This is a genomic window from Paenibacillus sp. E222 (assembly GCF_013401555.1).
Taxonomy (GTDB): domain Bacteria; phylum Bacillota; class Bacilli; order Paenibacillales; family Paenibacillaceae; genus Paenibacillus.
This window is the reverse complement of sequence record NZ_CP058552.1, coordinates 2,157,864-2,181,515: the sequence shown is the minus strand read 5'-3', so window position 1 is coordinate 2,181,515 and position 23,652 is coordinate 2,157,864. Positions and strand designations below refer to the sequence as shown.

17 protein-coding genes, 11 tRNA genes and 2 rRNA genes are annotated in these 23,652 nt (G+C 46.3%); 5 read left to right on the top strand and 25 right to left on the bottom strand.

Annotated elements, in window-relative coordinates; genetic code table 11:
* The first annotated feature begins 39 nt into the window (after positions 1-39).
* Positions 40-819, top strand: a complete 780-nt coding sequence (locus HW560_RS09650) for a PHP domain-containing protein (protein WP_179262900.1) — start codon at positions 40-42, stop codon at positions 817-819.
* 89 nt (positions 820-908) lie between these two features.
* Here HW560_RS09650 and HW560_RS09645 read toward each other — a convergent pair whose 3' ends face one another.
* Positions 909-1,352: a VOC family protein gene (locus HW560_RS09645; protein WP_179262898.1), complete on the bottom strand. Its 444-nt coding sequence runs from the start codon at positions 1,350-1,352 to the stop codon at positions 909-911.
* An 88-nt stretch (positions 1,353-1,440) separates the two neighbouring features.
* On the opposite strand from HW560_RS09645, the gene HW560_RS09640 reads away from it, so the two are divergent.
* The gene (locus HW560_RS09640; protein ID WP_179262895.1) at positions 1,441-2,445 is read left to right on the top strand and encodes a helix-turn-helix transcriptional regulator; all 1,005 of its coding nucleotides are present in this window, start codon (positions 1,441-1,443) and stop codon (positions 2,443-2,445) included.
* 102 nt (positions 2,446-2,547) lie between these two features.
* On the opposite strand, the gene HW560_RS09635 is transcribed toward HW560_RS09640, so the two are convergent.
* Positions 2,548-3,741, bottom strand: coding sequence for an MFS transporter (locus tag HW560_RS09635; RefSeq protein WP_179262893.1), 1,194 nt, complete (start codon positions 3,739-3,741; stop codon positions 2,548-2,550).
* Positions 3,742-3,902: 161 nt separating this feature from the next.
* Here HW560_RS09635 and HW560_RS09630 point away from each other — a divergent pair, with 161 nt between their 5' ends.
* Positions 3,903-4,784 carry a LysR family transcriptional regulator gene (locus tag HW560_RS09630; RefSeq protein WP_179262891.1) on the top strand — a complete coding sequence of 294 codons (882 nt, stop codon included), beginning with the start codon at positions 3,903-3,905 and terminating at the stop codon, positions 4,782-4,784.
* Positions 4,785-4,806: 22 nt separating this feature from the next.
* The gene (locus HW560_RS09625) at positions 4,807-5,481 is read left to right on the top strand and encodes a VOC family protein (protein ID WP_179262889.1); all 675 of its coding nucleotides are present in this window, start codon (positions 4,807-4,809) and stop codon (positions 5,479-5,481) included.
* A 119-nt stretch (positions 5,482-5,600) separates the two neighbouring features.
* Here HW560_RS09625 and HW560_RS09620 read toward each other — a convergent pair whose 3' ends face one another.
* Entirely contained in the window at positions 5,601-5,903 is a 303-nt protein-coding gene (locus HW560_RS09620) for a monooxygenase (protein ID WP_090904598.1), read from the bottom strand.
* Between the two features lie 17 nt (positions 5,904-5,920).
* Positions 5,921-6,838: a DsbA family oxidoreductase gene (locus HW560_RS09615; protein ID WP_179262887.1), complete on the bottom strand. Its 918-nt coding sequence runs from the start codon at positions 6,836-6,838 to the stop codon at positions 5,921-5,923.
* Positions 6,839-7,125: 287 nt separating this feature from the next.
* On the opposite strand from HW560_RS09615, the gene HW560_RS09610 reads away from it, so the two are divergent.
* Complete coding sequence (locus tag HW560_RS09610; RefSeq protein WP_090904597.1) at positions 7,126-7,479, top strand: winged helix-turn-helix transcriptional regulator; 354 nt, start codon at positions 7,126-7,128, stop codon at positions 7,477-7,479.
* Positions 7,480-7,761: 282 nt separating this feature from the next.
* On the opposite strand, the gene glmS is transcribed toward HW560_RS09610, so the two are convergent.
* The 21 genes from glmS to HW560_RS09505 all read right to left on the bottom strand — a co-directional run bounded on the left by glmS (position 7,762) and on the right by HW560_RS09505 (position 23,557).
* Positions 7,762-9,594 carry a glutamine--fructose-6-phosphate transaminase (isomerizing) gene (gene glmS, locus HW560_RS09605; protein WP_179262885.1) on the bottom strand — a complete coding sequence of 611 codons (1,833 nt, stop codon included), beginning with the start codon at positions 9,592-9,594 and terminating at the stop codon, positions 7,762-7,764.
* Between the two features lie 168 nt (positions 9,595-9,762).
* Entirely contained in the window at positions 9,763-10,020 is a 258-nt protein-coding gene (locus HW560_RS09600) for a hypothetical protein (RefSeq protein WP_090904595.1), read from the bottom strand.
* A gap of 315 nt (positions 10,021-10,335) precedes the next feature.
* On the bottom strand, positions 10,336-11,676 hold the full coding sequence (gene glmM, locus HW560_RS09595) for a phosphoglucosamine mutase (RefSeq protein ID WP_090904594.1): 1,341 nt from the start codon (positions 11,674-11,676) through the stop codon (positions 10,336-10,338).
* Positions 11,677-11,750: 74 nt separating this feature from the next.
* Positions 11,751-13,232, bottom strand: a complete 1,482-nt coding sequence (locus HW560_RS09590; RefSeq protein ID WP_179262883.1) for a CdaR family protein — start codon at positions 13,230-13,232, stop codon at positions 11,751-11,753.
* Complete coding sequence (gene cdaA, locus HW560_RS09585) at positions 13,225-14,064, bottom strand: diadenylate cyclase CdaA (RefSeq protein ID WP_063567044.1); 840 nt, start codon at positions 14,062-14,064, stop codon at positions 13,225-13,227. The genes HW560_RS09590 and cdaA overlap by 8 nt, the downstream gene beginning before the upstream one ends.
* 426 nt (positions 14,065-14,490) lie before the next feature.
* A complete protein-coding gene (locus HW560_RS09580) occupies positions 14,491-15,105 on the bottom strand; it encodes a zf-HC2 domain-containing protein (RefSeq protein ID WP_090904592.1) in 615 nt (204 codons plus the stop codon).
* 135 nt (positions 15,106-15,240) lie between these two features.
* Positions 15,241-15,807, bottom strand: a complete 567-nt coding sequence (gene sigW, locus HW560_RS09575; RefSeq protein ID WP_017692117.1) for an RNA polymerase sigma factor SigW — start codon at positions 15,805-15,807, stop codon at positions 15,241-15,243.
* Between the two features lie 256 nt (positions 15,808-16,063).
* On the bottom strand, positions 16,064-18,856 hold the full coding sequence (gene ppc, locus HW560_RS09570) for a phosphoenolpyruvate carboxylase (RefSeq protein ID WP_090904591.1): 2,793 nt from the start codon (positions 18,854-18,856) through the stop codon (positions 16,064-16,066).
* A 573-nt stretch (positions 18,857-19,429) separates the two neighbouring features.
* Positions 19,430-19,500: transfer RNA gene (locus HW560_RS09565), tRNA-Gly, on the bottom strand.
* 9 nt (positions 19,501-19,509) lie between these two features.
* Positions 19,510-19,583: transfer RNA gene (locus HW560_RS09560), tRNA-Pro, on the bottom strand.
* A gap of 16 nt (positions 19,584-19,599) precedes the next feature.
* A tRNA-Arg gene (locus tag HW560_RS09555) sits at positions 19,600-19,676 on the bottom strand.
* 7 nt (positions 19,677-19,683) lie between these two features.
* Positions 19,684-19,758, bottom strand: a tRNA-Gly gene (locus HW560_RS09550).
* Positions 19,759-19,768: 10 nt separating this feature from the next.
* A tRNA-Leu gene (locus tag HW560_RS09545) sits at positions 19,769-19,849 on the bottom strand.
* A gap of 6 nt (positions 19,850-19,855) precedes the next feature.
* A tRNA-Lys gene (locus HW560_RS09540) sits at positions 19,856-19,931 on the bottom strand.
* 16 nt (positions 19,932-19,947) lie between these two features.
* Positions 19,948-20,022 (bottom strand) — tRNA-Gln (locus HW560_RS09535).
* Positions 20,023-20,032: 10 nt separating this feature from the next.
* Positions 20,033-20,108, bottom strand: a tRNA-Val gene (locus tag HW560_RS09530).
* A 6-nt stretch (positions 20,109-20,114) separates the two neighbouring features.
* Positions 20,115-20,186 (bottom strand) — tRNA-Glu (locus HW560_RS09525).
* Positions 20,187-20,196: 10 nt separating this feature from the next.
* Positions 20,197-20,269 (bottom strand) — tRNA-Thr (locus HW560_RS09520).
* Between the two features lie 3 nt (positions 20,270-20,272).
* Positions 20,273-20,348, bottom strand: a tRNA-Asn gene (locus HW560_RS09515).
* An 84-nt stretch (positions 20,349-20,432) separates the two neighbouring features.
* Positions 20,433-20,549 (bottom strand): 5S ribosomal RNA (gene rrf / locus HW560_RS09510).
* Positions 20,550-20,631: 82 nt separating this feature from the next.
* Positions 20,632-23,557 (bottom strand): 23S ribosomal RNA (locus HW560_RS09505).
* Positions 23,558-23,652 lie beyond the last annotated feature (95 nt).

Genomic DNA, 23,652 nt, shown 5'->3' with positions numbered 1-23,652 from the left:
CATACCATTAACCATTCATGGAATAAAGGAGTGTCTTCTATGCGCATTGATCTTCATACTCACGGCAAATTATCCAAAAACTCTGATTTCTCGGTTGATTACTTCACCGAAATGGTCAACGAAGCCAAAGCCAGCGGGCTCGAAGCCCTCGCGCTCACTGAACATTTTAACACCCGCAACTTCTACGAGGTCTATGAGACGCTGGATCGTCTCTATCCATATAACGGAGAGTACTACGAGGCAGATGGACTGCGCATTTTTCCCGGCATGGAAGTGGATATTCAGGAGACAGGACATATTTTGCTGGTGGGTCAAAAAGAACATATCCTTGCCGTCCGCAGCGGCCTGGAACCATATACAGCCAAAGGTTCATTCATTCCTTTTGCAGAACTCTTGGATTTGGCCGAAGCCTGGCCACTGCTCAAAATTGGCGCACACCCTTTCCGCGAATCCACCCCGCTGTATCAACTGGACCGTGATTTGTTGGGACGTTTGGACGCTTTTGATCTGAACGCCAAGGATATGTACCAATACGGCATTGAGACGTGCCGCGGGCAGGTTGAACCATTCGCCCAGTCCCTCGGCAAACCGGTCACTGCCGGAAGCGATACCCACCAGTGTCTGCAATACGGCAGTGTATTCAATGTGCTGGATCGTCCATGCGCATCGGTCGCCGAGCTCAAAGAGCAGATTCTCGCCGGTTCATACAGTATCGAAATATCCAACGATCTTCCTCTCCGTGTCAAAGCCTCCGTTATGCTGAAGAAAGTGATGAAACGTCTTGCCAAACTGGACGCTACCCGTTTGCAGGAGGTTTAGAGAAAAGAAAACGATAACTTCTAAAGGATTCAAAATGAGCCCAAAGGATATACATCCTTCAGGCTCATTACGGATTCACTTTTACCTCATTAAAAATCATGCACCGTCACACAAAGCTGAATCACGATTCCGAACGGATCACGCACAATTCCATACCCCGGACTAAACTCATTTTGCTCATAAGGCACCAACACCGTAACCTCATCATGTTGAACCAGCGAATGATACAGCTCCGTCATCGTACTTTTGTCTTTCGATTGAATGCATAATGACGTGCTGTTTCCCAGCTGCCACGGTCGACTCGTATCCATTTCTTCCTCAGCAATCATCAATTTGTTTACCCCGATCTGGAGTACCGAATGTGTAATATATTCATCCTGCCCTTCAGGATACTCGAACCCCGGATTCATTTCCTTCATCTCTTTGTAATCTTTCTTGAACAACACCTTAGCCCCCAGGTACTTTTCATAAAAAGCAATGGCTGCCGCAGCGTCTCCATTCATCGACAGAAACGGGATCACTTCAAAATTCATCTATGTTGCCTCCTTCGTTTGATTGGCTTACACTGATTACTATAACGAAAAAAGGTGCCAATCTATGGCACCATTGAGAGGTTTGTTTATGAAAAAATCAGAACGCATGAACCAGATGCTGCGCTTTATCAATCAAAAACAGCACTTCACCCTGCAAGATCTCATGCAGGAGTTTCACATATCCAAGAGAACCGCATTACGAGATATCGCGTCATTAGAAGAAATCGGTGCTCCCCTTTATGCCGAATATGGACGTTATGGGGGATATCGTTTGCTTCAGCAAATGCAGCTGCCGCCCATTTCATTTAATACGAGTGAGCTTCATGCGCTCTACTTTGCCATGCAGGCATTGCGCAGCTTTACCAACCTGCCCTTTCAGGTCTCTTTTCGCTCCATTCACGAGAAGTTTCTAAGTGCCCTATCCGAAAACCAGAGACAGGATATTGAACAAATCCAGCATCGAGTCTCTTTTCGACACACCGAGCAAATCCGGGATAGTGAGCATCTGGAGTTTCTATTAATGGCCGCTGTTCAGAATATAGTGATACAGATTACGTATCGACATATTCGCAGCAGTAGCAGTAGCCCAGACAACAATTCCAATCCCGACAAACCCAAGCCCGGCATACGCACCATTCAGCCCATCGCCCTCTATGCGATGAAAGGCTACTGGTATTGCCAGGCGTATGATCTGGGTAAACAGGCGTACCGTGTGTTCCGATGTGACCGAATCACCTCATGCGAGGCGACAGATATCGAACCTATACCACATATTAATGAACTCAATCTACAGGATGCCCACTCGTTATGGAAACCTTCAGAGAACGCTATCCCATTTAAATGTCTGATCAATGAAGCCGGGGTTGAGCTGTTCCAGCAAGAACAGTTTCCATCCATGCGGATCATTAACGAATCTGGAACTGATACTGGACTTACTGGATACGCCTATTTAGTCGGGTCGTATGAAGCCCATGAGCTTGAGTTCATCATTCGTTATCTCGCCAGCTTCGGCAAGACCATCAAGATCATGGAGCCCAATACCTTAAGAGAATCCTTAAGACAGCACTATCTGGATTTACTCGACCATGTTTAACTCTCGCCGCCAACTAACCACTTGCAATGTTTGCCCGCAACAGGAACGATGATACCTCAAGAGACCTCATCTTGATCTTACATCAATATTCATCTTTTTTCGTCAAACTCTGGACTCTGATGTATCATGAACCGCTGGAGAGCTTTTTTTATTGCCTATCGCCAACTGAACCATGATTTGCAGCACGATGATTATAGCCAGACCATAGAATGCTTGAACAAAGCTGCCCGTGGTATCATGGAGCCAACCGATTGCCAGTGGACCAAGCGCGCCCAGAATGTAACCGCCCGATTGGGTCATGGCTGACCAGGCACTGGCTTCCTGAGCATTATTTGTCTCATCAATGGGCAGCATCAGCGCGATCGGGAACAGTCCCCCGGCCCCAATGCCGAGTGGGATCGCGGCCAGCCAAGGACTGACGGACAGGTTCAGCATTAAGACTCCGATTAACTCCATTAGCGCACATCCAACAAGCCAGAATACACGTCTTTGGTAACGGTGAACGAGCATTGGAATGAATAACGTAGACGGTAATGAAATTAACGTAAATAACGTTTGGATGCTGCCGGCAGTTTCTTTCGTATATCCCTGGCTCTGGATCGCAGGCGCAAGCCATGCAGTCAATGAATAGAAGATCGCTGCCATCAATCCGAAGAAAAATGTCAGTACCCATGCTCGACTATTTTTCACTGGAAGAGCTTCAACGTTCACAGTAGAAATCCGCCCCGTTTGTCGATCCTTTCGTGCTGACAAGGCTAATATCATCCAGATCGGCAAAGCAATGACGGCGAGCAATGCCCACATCGCTAACGATCCCTTCCACGAACCCCCCAGGAGATTTTGAAGGGGAACCGATAGTCCAACACTAATGCTGGCCCCCACAACCATTGCTGTAGAGTAGATCCCCACCATGGCAGCAACTCGCCCAGGGAAGTACTGTTTGATAAAGCTGGACAAGAGCGGACCAGTCAATGCAATCCCTACACCGGATAGAAATGAAGTAAACATCATCAGAGGTGCTGCACCCACGAACAACCGCAATGCCGTACCTATTCCAATGAGGATTAATGCCAAAACGATCGCGCCTTCATTCCCCCACCTCCTGCTTAGCTTTACGGAAAATGGAGCGAATATACCCATACATAATACGGGAAGCGTAGTTAACAAACTTGCTGCAATTCCGCTAATACCCAGATCACTTTGTATGGTACTCATTAAGGGAGAAATGGATGTAATGGGTGGTCGCAGATTCAATGAAGCCAGAATAAGCGCCAGAACGATATAAAACAGTTTCACTATGGATCACCTCATGTATTGTTATATAGCTGCATTCACTAATGATCCAGGCTGTAGATCTTTTTGTGGTGCAAGACTAGTATAGAATTATTATAATGATTGAACAATACAATAGTTTCTATTAAAATGATTATAAAAACAAATGATCGGAGGGGAAGCATATGGAAATCCGTCAAATGGAGAATTTTATCGTCGTTTGTGAGGAACTCCATTTCACACGTGCAGCAGATAAAATCGGCATTTCTCAACCTACCTTGAGTCAACAGATTCGAGCGCTGGAGGATGAGTTGGGTGTTCCCTTGTTTGACCGGGTGGGCAAAAAGATTGTGATGACTCAGGCGGGAACGTTGTTCCTGGAGCATTGTGTACAAATGGTTCGCCATTTACAGAATACCCAGGATGCGTTAGCTGAATTCCGCAATGATCAGCGAGGTAAGCTAGTGATTGGAGTCCTGCCCTCCGATTTGGACTACCGTCTTACTCCATTGCTCGTTAACTTTCATGCCCGTTTTCCTAAAGTAAAATTAAAAGTTATATCTTCAATTTATGTATTGAATCAAGTGCTGGATAACGAAGTCGACATCGGCATCGAGCTCACTTCGATTTCTGATGACCGTCTTGTCCGCATTCCTTTATGTAGTGAAGAATACGTACTCGTCGTTTCGGAGAACCACGCTTGGGCTGAACGAAATGAGATTGGCATCAGGGAACTGCGCGATATTCAGACCGTAATGTTTCCGGAAGGGTTCACAGGCAGAGAACTGGTTGATGGCTATTGCCGGAAATATGGCTTTACCTTGAATACGATCATGGAGACTAGTTCGGCAACCTCTATTATTAGTCTGGTCAAAGCTAACGTTGGCGGTACGATACTTCCATATCCACTGATCAAGGCGATGAATGAACCGGCACTACGCATCATCCGAATCTCGGACGATGCTCCTTACCGGCACTTTGAGATCATTCATCGGTCCGACCGTTACCTGACCCAATCTGCCAAAGCATTTATTGAGAAAACCATTGAATATTTTAATCAAGGATAAGTTCAGAGGGAGAGTGACTTGAATGCAAATAAAAGAGGTTAACTTGTTCACCCATCAAATGGAGGCCATGAAGCAGTTTTACGGTACGTTACTGGAGTTGGAGCTATTGGAGGAGAATCCATCGTTCATATCGCTTCGCACAGGAAATTCGATCCTTTCATTTCAGCAAGCTTCTGGTCAGGAAAAGCCCTTCTATCATGTCGCTTTCACGATTCCAACGAATAAACTCGCTGAAGCCAAGAAGTGGATTCAAGCTCGAAACATCTCTTTGCTTTCCAAGGACGATAAGGATGATTTCTATTTTCCCTACTGGGATGCAACAGCTTTCTATTTCTATGACCCAAGCGGTAATTTGATGGAGTTCATCGCTCACCATTCGTTGGAAAATGCAGTCGAAGATGCCTTTGATTCCAGGCAGCTGCTATGCATTAGCGAGATTGGTCTGCCTGTCGATGATGTACCCCATACCATAAGCAAAATGAAGGGACAGTATCACCTTGAACCCTTTGCGGGAGACGGAAAACACTTTGCCCCGATCGGTAACGCAGAAGGCATGTTTATTGTAATCGACAAAGAGAAGCCCTGGTTCCCCGACGGACGCAAACCTGGGGTATTTGCCACTGAGGTAAAGGTTGAAACTGGACGGGCAGGAAGCATTTCATTGCAGAATGGTTTGTACTCTATTGATTCGTTCTGAGCATGGAAGTATGTAGTCCTATCTTGTATATAGATTTTTCTTTCTCTTTGTACGATTACGTACATCCTATGTGCAAACTAAGCAAAATAAATCGACACAAGTCGATTTATTTTGGTTGGTTAACTCAATCCCTTATTAATTAAAGACAATTTCTCATTGACCTTGAATATTTTCACGTTCGACTCCTCTATCCCGAACCCGCGGAGTCTTTCTAAATGCATTTTCAGATAGTTTTCTGCATCTTCCTCGGTTTCAAAGTGATAATGCCCACCAGCTTCTGTCCTTGCTTCACTTTCAGTCCATACTTTCTTAATGAATCCTTTTTCTAAATTGATGCTTTCAGCCAACTTCTCAAATTCCATTGACATGGCTTCTCCAAAAGGACCTTTAAATTTGAAATCTATTTGCAAAACATAAGACATATTTTTTCACCTCTTTCTTAGTTTCGTTTAATATATACTTCATTCATCATTTCGTTAAGTTGATATGTGTCTTCAGCCAGTTCTTCCTGAACAAATTCTGTAACTTTACTTTGTTGAATATCGTACATTACCTCAATCTCTCTGGAAAAGAGGATATGTCCTGGTTTAAGCAACCGTGATAAGCTTGCTTTCTTTTTAGGTTTAGGATCTTCGTTAAGGATTTGTTTTAGAGCAGCCTCATATATTTCTATAGATCTTGCACCAACAATCTTAACTCCCTTGTTCTCTTCGTTCATCAAAATAATTGTAGGAAAGCCTCTTACACCGAGTTTTGCCACCATATCAAAATCTTCTTCTAATAAATCTTGAGCCGATTGCTCACTCGCCTTTTCTACAATATCCTTTCCGTGAAGTCCTGTTTTATTAACAATTTCAATCAATACATCGTCTTGTCCAATATTTCGATTGAAGGCAAAAACAGCTTCCCGAGCATTCCGAAGAAAATCTATTTCTTTACCTGCATGGTTTTGCTGGATGACTTTAAATACTCTGGATGGAGGATAGGATGAAAGAATAGGATCAGAGTACCAAAGCGATCCATCGATTGGCATCCGAGAATGCTCCCCAACTTCCTTCCAGTGCTCTGCAACATCAGATGGTTTCTGTATCCCATTTCCACCATCCGAGAACCCATGCCAACTTGGAAGTAATCCGCCCATTAATGTTTCCGTTTTAAAATATTGATCGTATTCCTCAACAAATCGATTCAATACCGGTTCAAGAGCCCAGCAGTGTGAACAGATGGGGTCTGTAACATAATACATCGTTACTGTTTTCTCTTTGTGATTGAAATCAATTACTTCCATTGGTTCATCCTCAGCGACACCACATACACCCGTTTCAAGATCACATACCATATTATTTTGATCACTCATATTCATTACCGCCTTTCTGAATTTCTCTGATGTAAAGATCAGCGATGAACTCTCATCCCTAATCACCAAGTGCATCCTTGTTTTGTTTGTTATCTCAAAGTTTCAATGCACCAGACCATACAACTACTTGATCAAGCATTTGGTCATTTTTCTTTTTATGATTTTATCAAAAGGGGTCTTTGGTGAATTACCTTTGTATAGTATGATTATAATACTTAGAATAACTTCAACAAGTACAATTGTTTTTCATACTAAGCATTAAAAAGTATACTAATGGAGGAAACCTGATGAAATACGACTTTGATTTAAAAAAAATGTGCCCCGCGACCTACGCTTTCCATGTAATCGGAGGGAAATGGAACTTGCCAATCCTGGCAATCCTAAGTGAAAATGAAACGATCAGATATAATGAACTGAAGAGAAGACTTCATGGAATTACGAGTACCATGCTCACCAATTGTTTAAAGGAATTAATAGATTATGGGATTGTCCATAGGGAGCAATTTAATGAAGTCCCACCAAGAGTGGAGTATTCGCTTACCCCTTCGGGAATGAAATTAGTTCCTTTAATTGAATCGATTGTAGGTTGGGGTCAAGATAACATGATGTCCAGCTTGAACAACACAAGTTCTACTTATTAAAGGCTGCTTATAATAACGCTACTTTTGCAATGTCCATTGTTTCTCCAATTCTGCCCAATGGGATTGAAGCAGTAATAGATTTTGCGTTCCCTCTGTCTGCACGATGCCTCGTGACATACATTGGCTGTAATATTGTATCTTGCATACTCTTGTGCATGTGCCAATAGTGCACAAATGAATACCTCCTCAAATTAAAAAAAGTCCTGATGACATTTAGTCATCAGGACTCCTTGATATTGCTTTCTGAACATGAACACGGCATTAAGCTTAAAGATTAACCCCTTACTCTACCGTTACACTTTTCGCCAGGTTACGTGGTTTATCCACATCGTGACCCAGTGCCAGCGAAGCGTAGTATGCAAGCAATTGCAATGCAACCACAGACAAAGCCGGGCTAAGCAATGGCAGCGTCTTAGGAATTGCAAACGCTTGGTCAACGGATTTCAGCAATGGTGCTACGTGCTCTTCGTACGTAATTGCCAGTACGTCTGCACCACGTGCTTTTACCTCTTTAATGTTGCTCACGGTTTTCTCCAGAACGTTCTCCTGTGTTGCCAAAGCAATGACAGGGATACCTTCTTCGATCAATGCGAGCGTACCATGTTTCAACTCACCCGCAGCATACGCTTCTGAGTGAATATAAGAAATCTCTTTCAGTTTCAACGATCCTTCTTGTGCTACTGCATAATCTAGACCGCGGCCGATAAAGAAGAGGTGTTCATGTTTGGAGATTTGTTCTGCATATCCTTTAATAGCTTCCGCTTGCTCCAGCATGGATTCAACTTGCTCAGGCAATGCTTGCATTGCTGCCAGCGTGTGAGCAATCTCTTCTGCTGTTTGTGTGCCACGAACTTGTGCAAGGTACAGACCTAGCAGGTTGAACGCGATCAATTGCGAAGTGTACGCTTTAGTGGAAGCTACAGCAATTTCCGGTCCTGCCAGTGTTGCAATCACATCGTCTGCATCACGTGCAATGGAGCTGCCTACAACGTTAGTGATGGCGAGTACATGTGCACCATTGGACTGTGCTTCACGCAGTGCAGCAAGTGTATCAGCCGTTTCACCTGATTGGCTCACCACGATCACAAGTGTATCTTTGCTTACGATCGGGGAACGGTAGCGGTACTCGGAAGCAACATCTGTTTCTACCGGAATACGTACCAATTGCTCGATTACAGTACGTCCAACCAGACCTGCATGGTACGCTGTACCACAAGCGATGATTTGAACGTTACGGATATTTTTAATTTGCTCTTCGGTCATTTTCAACTCAGGAAGTTGAACTTTTTTGCCTTCATTGTCGATGCGACCCAGCATTGTATCACGGTATGCTTTTGGTTGCTCATGAATTTCTTTCAGCATGAAGTGCTCGAATCCGCCTTTTTCTGCAGTTACAGCATCCCAATCGACACGAATCATTTCCCGAGAAATAAAGTTGCCTTCAATCGTCATCAATTCGACAGCATCATGTGTCAAAACAGCCATCTCACCGTCATTCAGAATGTACACATTGCGTGTATGTTCCAGAATTGCCGGGATATCAGAACCGATAAAGTTCTCGCCTTCACCAATACCGATAATAAGTGGGCTTGCTTGACGCACAGCTACGAGCTTTTCAGGCTCATGCTCTGTCAATACACCCAGTGCGAATGCGCCCCGCAACAACGTGATCACTTTTTGCACTGTTTTAACGATATCACCATTGTATTCACGTGCGATCAGGTGAGAGATAACCTCAGTATCTGTCTCCGAAGTGAATGTGTGACCTTGAGCGATCAGTTCGTCTTTCAGATCCAGATAGTTCTCAATAATACCGTTATGCACAACAGAGAACTTCTGGCTTCCATCCGTGTGTGGATGAGAGTTCTCATCCGATGGTTTACCGTGAGTTGCCCAACGTGTGTGTCCAATTCCGGCATTACCTACCAGTGGTGCACCATCCAGCTTGGCTTCAAGGTTCGCAAGACGACCAAGAGCTTTCGTGATTTGCAGACCTTCCGGTGTGAATACCGCGATACCTGCAGAATCATAACCACGATACTCAAGTTTCTTCAATCCTTCGACCAATACCGATTGAGTGTTCTTATTACCAATATATCCAACAATACCGCACATAGTTTATTTCCTCCGATTGTATATGAATACTGTGTCACGAAGAGAAACAGGCTGGCACGGCCTATCGGAAAAATGAAAATGATTGCCTAACGTATCATGAAAACTTTCAATTATTCAATTATCAATGATCAGAGCAGCCTCTTGCCGCCCCGCAGTCATAAGCTGTTATTAGATGCAATCATGAATGTACATCATTTTCCCGTCCGCGCACTGTTCACGCTCTTCGCGCACATTCATTTGAATTTTAGTTGACTCTGCACCTACCGGCGCGTTGTGTGGACAGTCACCCATCCATTTTCCGCAATCCGATTTACGGCTCTGGTGCATCACCGGGAGGTCCCCGCCGAACAATCCGAACACCTCCACCTCGTCAGCTTGATTGCCGTCGATCTTGCTCAGTATCATCTTCATTGTTTCAAGATTCATACCGATCAAAATCCTTCCCGCGCAACTTCAAGCTCTGGCGCTTGTGTAACTAATACCTTACGATCCTCACTTTCTGTGTCTGAATGACGACTCCACTCATTATATGCACGTTAGGTTCATTTTGCAATGGAGCAAAGTACCTGTGACAATTTCGGCATATTTACCCACAATCCCGACCGTATAAACAGACCCATGGTCTCACTAGGCCGGGACGTAGGAATATGGGTTTGTATGGCATAAACCCTGTTAGATTAAACCTTATGAGACAGTGATTCCCTTGAAACAACTGTGTTTGGAAGGCGTATCGATCAGGTCCTATACCAGTTCTTTTTGCACAACATCTGCAATTTGAGATACGAATTGTTCAAGTTCATCCTTGTCTGGTCCTTCCGCCATAACGCGGATCAGGGATTCAGTCCCGGACGCACGTACAAGTACACGTCCATTATCGCCCAGATGCTGCTCCACTGTAGCAATCGCCTGCTCAATCGCAGAATTGCCCTCGTATTTGCTCTTATCTTCAACACGCACGTTCACCAATACTTGTGGGTACTGGGTCATCAGCGCCTTAAGTTCACTCAGTTTTTTACCAGAAGCCTTCATCGTGTCCACGAGCTGGATCGCTGTCAGCATGCCATCGCCTGTTGTATTGTAATCCAGGAAAATAACATGTCCGGATTGCTCTCCACCCAGGTTATAACCCCCACGGCGCATTTCTTCCATCACATAACGGTCACCCACGGCAGTCTTTGCTGTTTTCAGTGCCAGCTTCTCCGTTGCTTTGTAGAATCCGATGTTACTCATTACGGTAGATACCACGGTACTGTCTTTCAGCTTGCCTGCACGATTCATCGCATCACCGCAGATACACAGAATAAAGTCACCATCGACCTCAGCGCCTGTCTCATCAATCGCAATCAGACGATCCGCATCCCCGTCAAAAGCAAGGCCCAGATCAGCTTTATGTTTCAGCACCTCTTGCTTCAAATGCTCCGGGTGAGTTGACCCGCATTGCTCATTGATATTCAGGCCGTTAGGCTCAGCGCCAATGGCAATGACTTCTGCACCAAGTTCTCTGAACAATTTGGGTGCAAGCTCATAAGCTGCTCCGTTAGCGCAGTCCAGAACAATTTTGAGTCCTGAGAACGATTCATTTACCGTAGTTTTCAGATAGTCCAAATAACGATAACGGGATTCTTCATCCACAGTAACGGTACCCAAACCACCACCTACAGGGCGCGGCAATTGATCCGTTTCTGCATCCATCAGTTCTTCGATCCGGTTCTCCGTCTCATCCGAGAGTTTGAAGCCATCTCCCCCAAAAAATTTGATTCCATTATCCTCAACCGGATTGTGGGAAGCCGAGATCATTACCCCTGCATCGGCTTTCAGCAGACGAGCAATATACGCCACTCCAGGAGTGGATACAACGCCCAGACGAATTACATCGGCGCCAATGGACAGCAAACCTGCAACCAGTGCGGATTCCAGCATAAGCCCCGAGATTCGGGTATCCATACCGATAACCACTTTTGGTCTTTCCACACCCCCTGCAAGCACATAACCACCACAACGCCCGATGCTGTAAGCCAGCTCCGCCGTCAACTCTTTATTGGCAACACCTCTTACGCCGTCTGTACCAAAATATTTCCCCATGATCTAACTCCTTCTATTCGCATCATATAAGAGCATAAACGTTATTTTTAAATTTCTGAATTGAACATGTTCTTTTACGGATTGGAGCCATTATTACTGCTGCCGCTGTTATTAGAGTTACCTCGACTGTTATTCCCCTGCTGGCTCTGCTCCTGATTGTCCGTATTCGATTCTGTTTCTTCTTCTCCAGGAGCAGTTTCGGTATCTCCATTCTCGACTTCGGCTGGTGAAGGCTCAGGCCCCACAGTCCCTTCATCGTTCGGATCTTCGCCGGGAGCAACCGTTGTATCATCAGCTTTTTCGCTGATTTTGACGGTAGCACTAAGATCAACTGATGACTCATCCAGTTTGGCAAAACGAGGCAAGTCAGCCTCAAGCTTTATTTCATGCGTGCCTACCGCAAGTCCAGCAAGATCCGCAGTCAACTTGATATCATCACTACTTAGACCTTCAAGCATCGTTGAAGATCCTCTAAGCGTAATATTCAAGCCACCACTTTTGGGAGTAACCAGTACCCCTTCCAGCCCGTTCCCCGCACCAGCAAGCGTGATAGGTACGTTCGAAAAGACTTTGGTCGTCTCCTGAAGCTCATCGTAAGGCGATACCGTCACCTTAAGCTGAATCGAACTAGGCTCGATTTTCTCAAAACCGGGAGGCGGCGTCAAGTCCACGTTAACTGTCGACGTCCCTGCCTCATCGAACTGTGTAAGATCAAGGGTTACTTGGTCGTAGGACTGTATACCCGCAAGCGCATCCTCAGTTCCGTAAACCGAGACTTCTTTCACGCTTGGCTCAACCGTGGAGAGCACCATTCCCTCCGGCAGCTGTCCCGAATATTTGATTCTTAAGGGCACAGTTGTATAGGGCTGACTGACCGGAATACGGACTTCTACGGTTTCTGGTGTAACAATCGCATTTTCAATGACCTTGCCTTCCGCATCATACGCCTGAAGCTTCACTTTTTTCTGCGTCACGTCATCCTTCGCATCCTTCACGCTCACACTGCCCTGAACCTTCGCTACGGCGTCAAGCTGCCCTTCCGGCAGAGTTACCTTAACTGGACCTGAAGGCTCAACAACAGGCGTTCCAGCGTTGTATCCGGCGGATGGTTCTCCTTCGGGTACAATATTCACATTAAACGATTTGGTGCCCAATTTTTCCACGTTGACCGTAACCATGGAAGGCTCCATGCTGACTACCTCAACCCCGGAAGGCAGATCAGGCACCAGTGGCAGTGTATTGGATCCATCCTTCACCTGACTAAGATCCACTAGCACTTTATAATCATCATTCGTAAAAATCGAAGTTAACATTGAACGCTGCCCTTTAATCTCCAGACGGACCTCATCCGTACTTAATGAAGTGAGCACGTAGGAGTTACTGTCGAGTCCATAAGGCTGAACAGGCACAGTGCGCTCCACAACCTTATTGGTCGTCCCCGTCGAGATTGTTGGCGTAGTTGGTACTTCATCCAGATGTATCATGAACCAGAGCAACAAACTCACCGCCAGGGCAAGAATCTTGGCAAAATTGTTGTTGTTGAACCATTTATCCATTTTTACGTCCCCCCTTCCGTTTCCAGAAGGTAGTCCAACCATTCTTTTTAGTTAGATTGGATGTTGGACGCAATTCTTCGTATAGTTTGGCGATCAGTGATTCTTCCTTAATATCACGAACAACCTGTCCATTCATCGCAAGCGACACTTGTCCTGTCTCCTCCGAAACAACCAAACAGATCGCATCCGCAACCTCGGTAATCCCGATTGCTGCACGGTGACGCGTTCCTAACTCTTTACTAATAAACGGATTCTCGGACAAAGGCAAATAACAGGCTGCCGCCGAAATCTGTTTGCCCTGTATAATGACGGCTCCATCATGGAGCGGTGTATTCGGAATAAAAATGTTAATCATCAGCTCTGAGCTGACCAGTGATTGCATCTGGATGCCGGACTCTGTGTAATCGTTCAGACCCGTTTCCCGTTCGAATACAACCAATGCACCAATTTTACGCCGTGACAAATAATTTACGGACTTAATAATCTCACCAATTAACACCGTTAATTCTTCATCACTTGCTGCTGCCGAGCGTCCAAACAGCTTGCCACGACCCAATTGCTCCAGACCACGACGCAGTTCCGGTTGAAAAATAATAAAGACCGCAACGACACCAAACGTAAACATCTGGTTCATCAGCCATTTGAGTGTATAGAGGTTTAGCCACGTACTTAGTGCCCAGATCACCACAAGGAACAAAATACCTTTGAGCAGCTGAACCGCACGGGTACCCCGCACAAGCAAAATCAATTTGTACATAATATAGGTAACGATCAATATATCGATAACGTCCTTAATGGACTCTTTCCACGTTAAGTCAGCAAAATAGTTCATAAGCCAGCCCCCGCTATCCCCATTGATGAGTAAACCCTGCTCTCATATTAACCCATTAGGATTTAAATAATCCTTTTTTTTCGCATTTGCATGATCCATTCAGGCTCGTCCTCAAGTACAAAAGTTGGCCAAGAAGCAGCCTCCGATCCAACCAGCGTATAGACGTATAGAATCATTTCGATCTATATTTTGCTGATTAAAAGACGCTCTTTGGATTTATGCAAAAAGCTTATCTATATGTAGTAGTATGTTCTCTTTAGTATCTAGGTTATAACGTTAACGTTCAGGTTGCAAGTTACGGGAGTCACAAACTGCGCAGAAACAACACAAATCCCATAAATTACAAATTCATCAGATAAAAAAAGAGTACCCCAGCAATCTGGAGGTACCCTGCTTGGTATATACCATTGAAGAATTCACCCTGTTTTAGCGATAAGCCACTTCATTTACCATATTGGTTATTTTGTACCAGAACCAGTCCAGCGCCTGATCAATACTTTTCACCTGACCGGAAATATGTGCCGTTGAGGCCTGAAACAACTGTCCGTCGATGACCGTTAGATTGCCATTTACATCACCGTATACCTGAGCAGTTCCATTCTCTATCGTAAGATCGCCAGCAATGGACTTGCCCTCCGGAACAATAACCGTGTTTCCTTCAATCACGATCTGGTCCAGATTATTTCCCTTAACGACCATTTCGTTATTCTGATTCCAGAAATTCCAGGCGCTAAAGAGCATCACGACCAAAAAGAAGGCTGCCGCCGTCAGCGCGGGATGTCCTTTGACCCATTTGAGCCATACTTGCTGTCTCTTGGGCTGGGGCAGAGCATTCATAATTCGATTGGTCAGCTCATCCGAGGCAGACGGTGAATAGTGTTTCATGGCAAAGAGTAGCATTTCCGTCTGTTCCAACTCTTTAAAGCGCATGCGACAATCCGGACAGGTCACAAGGTGACTTTTCAGTTCAACCTTCTGGGCCGGGGACAACGACTCATCCAAACATTCATGCATTAAAGAGACGGCCGAGTTGCAATCCATATGAGAGCCAATCCTTTCTTAGATCACTTAGTCCTTGCATCGCCAAAAAGCACGCATAAGACTTGCATACATTACATACGCATCCGTTTCGGATATGTTTCAAATAATTTCGCCCAAAATAAAGACGTTAACCATTTACAACTTATACTCCAGTTTTTTACGCAAAAAATCACGACCCCGATGAACACGAGTTTTAATCGTTGTTACGGGCATACCTGTCACATCACTGATTTCCTGTAGCGACAAGTCCTGTAAATATCTCAAAATCATGACTGATTTATACTTGGCCGGCAAACTGTCAATCGCTTCACGGATTAGTGTCTGTGTTTCAGACAAAAGTGCTTCACTCTCTGGTGTACGATCATCGCTTGGAAGCATCGCATAACCGTCAGATCCTTCCTGATCATTCAGCTCTGCATCCAATGAATAAGAAGGTTTTTTCCGCCGTAAGCGGTCAATACACAGATTGGTTGCAATCCGGTATATCCAGGTTGAGAACTTCTGATTCGGATCATACTTTTCCATATTGCGAAACACACGCAAAAACGTCTCCTGTACAACGTCTTCGGCTTCATGACGATTGTTCAGCATCCGGTATGCCAGATGAAACAGCTTGTCCTTGTATAATTCAACGATTTCTGCAAAGGCCCGCTGGTCACCCTTCAGTACCAGCTTAACAAGCCTGTTCTCCAAATTGTCCACCCTTATTCCCCCAGACATGCTGATGGGTCTTCCGCCTTCTGATACCCGTCCACACTTGTAATTCACCAATCAAATCGTAAATCAACTTTGGTCAAAAATCAAGACTGTGCCGGAAAATATCCGCCAAAAACAGTAAAAACGGGAACTCCCGAAGGAGTCCCGTTTCATCTCTCACTCGAGTTGAGGAGAGAATTAAGCTTTTTGCTATCTGTTTGGCTGGAAAATTCACTTCATTTATGGTTAAGCAGGTTAATGATCAGCCCGTATTCCGAAGCCCTGCAGCAATGCCGTTAATCGTAAGCAACACTTCTCGCAGCAACTCTGTGTCGTCCTCGCCGCGCTCACGCATGTCTCTGAGCTCACTCAGAAGTTGGACCTGCATGTAGGACAAAGGATCGACATACGGATTACGCAGTCGGATCGACTCTTGAATTACCGGTACATCATCCAGAATTTCAGCTTCTCCGGTAATTTTCAGAATCAGCTCTTTGGTGAGCTTGAATTCCGATTCAATCTGACCATAGATGCGATCACGTGCTTCCTCATTGGAAGTCATGGCTGAGTATTCCTTCGCAATAACCAGATCTGCTTTGGCAACAGCCATCTGCACCGTATCAATTAGTGTACGGAAGAATGGGAAGTTTTCATACATTTCTTTCAGGACAACCAGATTTTCTTCTTTATCCTGATAGTAGCTTTGCAGTCCCGTTCCTGCCGCATACCATGCGGGAAGCAGATAACGACTTTGGGTCCAGGCAAATACCCAAGGGATCGCTCTCAAATCCTCGAACTTGTCGCTGTTTTTCCGTTTGGATGGACGTGAACCAATATTCAGTTCCCCAACCTCAGGCAGCGGTGTCGATTCCTTGAAGAAGGTAAAGAAGTCTGGATCACGGAAAATAAGATCCTGGTATTTGGTCAGGGATACTTCGGAAATATCTTTGATGATGCTATCCCAATGACGCTCTGATGCCGACTCTTGCGGCTCCAGACCGTTTAATGCAGCTGTAATCAAAGCTGATGTAGCCTGCTCAAGACTGCGGTATGCAATTCCCTGAAGGGAATAACGGGAAGAGATAACCTCACCCTGCTCTGTAATCTTGATCCCCCCACCAATGGTGTGTGGTGGTTGAGCAAGAATACTGCGGTTGAGAGGCATGCCTCCACGTCCGAGCGCCCCACCTCTACCATGGAAGAACTTCAGCTTAACGCCGTGTTTATTACCAACATCGGTGATGGCATTCATCGCTACACGCAGCTCCCAGTTGGCTGTAACAACCCCGCCATCCTTGTTGCTGTCCGAGTAGCCCAACATGATTTCATGCAGTTCATTCCGCCCGCTCACACTTGCGCGATATACCGGAAGGTTGAACAGCTTCTCCATAATTTCCGAAGCGGCATGAAGATCATCAATCGTTTCAAACAGTGGAACCGCTTGAAGCGTAGATACCACTTCACCGTTATGTTCTTTGCGGAACAAACCTACTTCTTTGGCAAATACCATAACCTCAAGCAGATCACTTGCTCCTTGGGTCATACTAATCAGGTAGCTTGTGATACAACCGGCCCCAAACTCACTCTGAGCACGTTTGATCGTACGGAATACATCCAGACATTCTTTGGTCCCCTCTGTGTACTGATGATAAGGGGAAGTCAGTGGACGAGGATCATCCAGCAAACGAGCCAGTAAATCGATTTTTCCATCTTCCGTCAAACGAGCATAATCTTCTACGATGTTCATTTTGGCCAAAATCTCCGACATCGCATTTTCATGCTCTTTACTATGCTGACGCACATCCAATGCAGCTGTATGGAAACCGAACAGCTCCACTTGACGAATCATTTTGCGAATGGTCGTATCTGCTACATAGTCTGCAAAGTGATGACGCAGGCTGCGATCGATAATCATCAGATCATCCATCAGTCCTTGAGCGCTGTCATAGCGGTCAGGCTGTCCTACTTTGTTCTCATCCAGAACATTGTTCAGCTTGGCAATCATATAAGCCAATTTAATACGATATGGCTCTTTTTCATTCCGCCACATATCCACTTTTTTCAACGTTACACAACTACGGTCTTGCTCAATCGACTGCACCAGCTCATCCGATACGTGGATGATGTTCGTGCTGAAGCTGAGATGTCCCATAAGTTCAATCATAATCCGTTGATACTCACGTAAAGCGAGCTTACGCTGCATTAACAGTGTCTGCCATGTTACATCTGAAGTTACCGAAGGATTTCCATCCCGGTCTCCACCGATCCAGGAACCGAACCGCAAATACGTCGGCACATGCCAGTCATGGTCAGGATAAAATTTATTCAGGCAGCGTTCAAGCTCCTGGTATACATCCGGAAGTACATGGAACAACGTTTCATGAAAGTAATACATTCCGTTCCGTACTTCATCAAGCACAGTCGGTTTACGGTCACGAAGCTCATCAGTCTGCCATAGTGTAATGACTTCGTTCAACAGCTTCTCCCGCAACTGTTCACGTTCACGCAACGTCAGCGTAGGATTATCAAGTGACATGACATCTTCGGATATCCGTTTGTGGATGTCCAGTATAACCCGACGCATGGCTTCGGTTGGATGAGCTGTCATCACCAATTCCAGCGATAACTCGTCTAGAATATCCTCTACTTCCGTGTGAGACAATCCGCGTTCCTTCAGATCTTGTACTGCTTTTTCAATCGATCCTGGCTGCACAGCATCCCCTGCAGAACGTTCATAATCCCGTTTACGCCGGATCCGATGGTTTTGTTCAGCAATGTTAACTAATTGAAAATAAATCGCAAAAGCTCGAATCACCTGATGGCGATTTTCCGAGTCTAATTCCTGGATCATCGTTTTGAACTCTGCATAAAGTTCTGGCAAGAACTCTGCACGCAACGATTTGCTCGTTTCCCGAATCTTCTCAACGATATCGAGAAGCTCCGTGCCTCCTTGATGGACAAGAACTTCTCCGAGTATGTTGCCCAGGAACCGCACGTCTCGCCGAAGCAGGTTGTTGGATTGGCTTTTGCTGGCGGTTACCATAGTTTCAGTCATGCTTATCCTCCCATCTGATCGTTCCATTCGTACACGTAAATTTGACACCTTCATAACATCATACAATAAAATGGTACGAAAATCTTTATTTTTCTACTAGTAAAAATGGGGATTTACCCTGATTTACAGCACAAAAACACGCTTTATTATTCATTTTCTTGTTCTGCTTCGATTAATGGTCAAATGCTGTCGCATGATACCTTTTTCACGTACTTTTCATACCTCGAATAACTCATACCTATTCTTAATTTTTCATAAATATACAGTTAGACTGGTAATGTTCATTGCACCTGAATGTATTCATATCTGCATGATTTCCATTGTTACAAACCAGACGAAACATAAAGAAACATGACCGGCAAAGCAAGCTTTTGTATACTTTATCACACTGACGCAATAAATTAAAGAGTGTATTTATAATTTTTTGTTTCTTTTAGCAGAAATGAATGCAGAGGTTCGAGGAATTATTGCACTTATCATCTGAATATAGAGGAGATCGGTATTTTAATGAGGTGTTGTTTCAATAAATAAAAGAAAAGCCTCTGTATACAGAGGCTTTTCAATGAATCATGAAGCGGGTGATGGGAATCGAACCCACGCTATTAGCTTGGAAGGCTAAAGTTCTACCATTGAACTACACCCGCAAATAAAAATCGGGATGACACGATTTGAACATGCGACCCCCTGGTCCCAAACCAGGTGCTCTACCAAGCTGAGCTACATCCCGATACTTATGAAAATAATGGCGCGCCCTGAGAGATTCGAACTCCCGGCCTTTTGATTCGTAGTCAAACGCTCTATCCAGCTGAGCTAAGGGCGCAAAATATTGGAGCGGACGACGGGAATCGAACCCGCGACCCTCGCCTTGGCAAGGCGATGCTCTACCGCTGAGCCACGTCCGCTTATAAAGGATGCGCGTGGAGGGACTTGAACCCCCACGTCAAAGACGCTAGATCCTAAGTCTAGTGCGTCTGCCAATTCCGCCACACGCGCATATCATGGTGAGTCATGAAGGGCTCGAACCTTCGACACCCTGATTAAAAGTCAGGTGCTCTACCAACTGAGCTAATGACTCAAACTAAAAATTAAAATGGCTGGGGATATAGGATTTGAACCTATGCATGACGGAGTCAAAGTCCGTTGCCTTACCGCTTGGCTAATCCCCATTAAGTTAAGTGGTGGAGGCTGAGGGGATCGAACCCCCGACCCTCTGCTTGTAAGGCAGATGCTCTCCCAGCTGAGCTAAGCCTCCATCCTATGACCCGTAGGGGATTCGAACCCCTGTTACCTCCGTGAAAGGGAGGTGTCTTAACCCCTTGACCAACGGGCCCCATTTCCAAAGCTCTCAACCGGGATCGAACCGGTGACCTCATCCTTACCATGGATGCACTCTACCTACTGAGCTATGAGAGCAAATGGCTCCCCGAACAGGGCTCGAACCTGTGACAACTCGATTAACAGTCGAGTGCTCTACCAACTGAGCTATCAGGGAATAATATGCATTTGCAGGGCAAATGCAATTCATCATACAACGCTAACATGCAGAGCCTGTTTTCTATGTAAGATGAAAGAGTTCGCTTGGCGGCGTCCTACTCTCCCAGGACCCTGCGGTCCAAGTACCATCGGCGCTAGAGGGCTTAACGGTCGTGTTCGGGATGGGTACGTGTGGAACCCCTCCGCCATCGCCACCAAACGCATAGCTTAGCTTACATCTCAGAGTTTATTCTCTGAAAACTAGATCCGAAACGAAATTTGCAACTTACAACCTGCATATCTTGGATAAGCCCTCGACCGATTAGTACTGGTCAGCTCCATGCATTGCTGCACTTCCACCCCCAGCCTATCTACCTCGTCGTCTTCAAGGGGTCTTACATACTGGGAAATCTCATCTTGAGGGGGGCTTCACGCTTAGATGCTTTCAGCGCTTATCCCTTCCGTACATAGCTACCCAGCGGTGCTCCTGGCGGAACAACTGGTACACCAGCGGTACGTCCATCCCGGTCCTCTCGTACTAAGGACAGCTCCTCTCAAATTTCCTACGCCCACGACAGATAGGGACCGAACTGTCTCACGACGTTCTGAACCCAGCTCGCGTACCGCTTTAATGGGCGAACAGCCCAACCCTTGGGACCTACTTCAGCCCCAGGATGCGATGAGCCGACATCGAGGTGCCAAACCTCCCCGTCGATGTGGACTCTTGGGGGAGATAAGCCTGTTATCCCCAGGGTAGCTTTTATCCGTTGAGCGATGGCCCTTCCATGCGGTACCACCGGATCACTAAGCCCGACTTTCGTCCCTGCTCGACTTGTAGGTCTCGCAGTCAAGCTCCCTTATGCCTTTGCACTCTTCGAATGATTTCCAACCATTCTGAGGGAACCTTTGGGCGCCTCCGTTACTCTTTAGGAGGCGACCGCCCCAGTCAAACTGCCCACCTGACACTGTCCCCGCACCGGATTACGGTACCAGGTTAGAACCTAGATACGATCAGGGTGGTATCCCAACGGTGCCTCCACGCAAGCTGGCGCTCACGCTTCAAAGGCTCCCACCTATCCTGTACAGATCGTACCCAAATTCAATATCAAGCTGCAGTAAAGCTCCATGGGGTCTTTCCGTCTTGTCGCGGGTAACCTGCATCTTCACAGGTATTAAAATTTCACCGGATCTCTCGTTGAGACAGCGCCCAAGTCGTTACGCCATTCGTGCGGGTCAGAATTTACCTGACAAGGAATTTCGCTACCTTAGGACCGTTATAGTTACGGCCGCCGTTTACTGGGGCTTCGGTTCACAGCTTCGGATTGCTCCTAACCGCTCCCCTTAACCTTCCAGCACCGGGCAGGCGTCAGCCCGTATACTTCGCCTTACGGCTTCGCACAGACCTGTGTTTTTGCTAAACAGTCGCTTGGGCCTTTTCACTGCGGCCCCCTCGTGCTATTCACACTACCGGGGCACCCCTTCTCCCGAAGTTACGGGGTCATTTTGCCGAGTTCCTTAACGAGAGTTCTTCCGCGCGCCTTAGAATTCTCTTCTCGCCTACCTGTGTCGGTTTGCGGTACGGGCACCATCACCTGGCTAGAGGCTTTTCTTGGCAGTGTGAGATCATGACCTTCGCTACTATAATTTTCGCTCCCCATCACAGTCCAGCCTTACGATGTGCGGATTTGCCTACACATCAGCCTCACTGCTTAGACGGACATCCATCAGTCCGCGTCACTACCCTGCTGCGTCCCCCCATTGCTCATAACGGCTTACGGTGGTACAGGAATTTCGACCTGTTGTCCTTCGACTACGCCTTTCGGCCTCGCCTTAGGTCCCGACTTACCCTGAGCGGACGAGCCTTCCTCAGGAACCCTTAGGCTTTCGGCGGATCAGATTCTCACTGATCTTTTCGTTACTCATACCGGCATTCTCACTTGTATAATGTCCAGCGCTCCTTACGGTACACCTTCAATCCTTATACAACGCTCCCCTACCCCTGATGCAAAGCATCAAGCCATAGCTTCGGTGGTGTGTTTAGCCCCGTTACATTTTCGGCGCAGAGTCACTCGACCAGTGAGCTATTACGCACTCTTTCAATGGTGGCTGCTTCTAAGCCAACATCCTGGTTGTCTGTGCAACTCCACATCCTTTCCCACTTAACACACACTTGGGGACCTTAGCTGATGGTCTGGGCTGTTTCCCTTTTGACAATGGATCTTAGCACTCACTGTCTGACTCCCGGAAGTAAGTCTATGGCATTCGGAGTTTGACTGAGCTTGGTAACCCTTGCGGGCCCCGCACCCAATCAGTGCTCTACCTCCACGACTCTGTTTTCCGAGGCTAGCCCTAAAGCTATTTCGGGGAGAACCAGCTATCTCCGAGTTCGATTGGAATTTCTCCGCTACCCCCACCTCATCCCCGCACTTTTCAACGTGCGTGGGTTCGGGCCTCCAGTGCGTGTTACCGCACCTTCACCCTGGACAGGGGTAGATCACCCGGTTTCGGGTCTACGTCCACGTACTCATTCGCCCTATTCAGACTCGCTTTCGCTGCGGCTCCGGCTCTTCACCTTAACCTTGCACGGGAACGTAACTCGCCGGTTCATTCTACAAAAGGCACGCCATCACCCCTAAAACGGGCTCTGACTTTTTGTAAGCACACGGTTTCAGGTTCTATTTCACTCCCCTTCCGGGGTGCTTTTCACCTTTCCCTCACGGTACTGCTTCACTATCGGTCGCTAGGAAGTATTTAGCCTTGGCAGATGGTCCTGCCGGATTCATACGGGGTTTCACGTGCCCCGCACTACTCGGGATACATCTCGGAGAGAGCAGGCTTTCAACTACAGGGCTTTTACCTTCTTTGGCGGGCCTTTCCAGACCTCTTCGTTTAACCGGCTCCTTTGTAACTCCATGTGAGATGTCCCACAACCCCAAAGAGCAAGCTCTCTGGTTTGGGCTTCTCCGCGTTCGCTCGCCGCTACTGACGGAATCACTATTGTTTTCTCTTCCTCAGGGTACTTAGATGTTTCAGTTCCCCTGGTATGCCTCTACACAACCTATGTATTCAGTTATGAGTAACTGGAAATTACCCCAGCTGGGTTTCCCCATTCGGACACCCCCGGATCAAAGCTTGCTTACAGCTCCCCGAGGCAGTTTCGTTGTTCGCCACGTCCTTCATCGGCTCCTAGCGCCTAGGCATCCTCCGTGTGCTCTTAGTAGCTTAACCATAATTGCTCCGGTTTCGACTGCTCGCTTCCCTTGTTTTGCTTACGCAAAGCCAAAAGTCACTCCCATTCGATACCATCGCAATGCAGTTTTCAC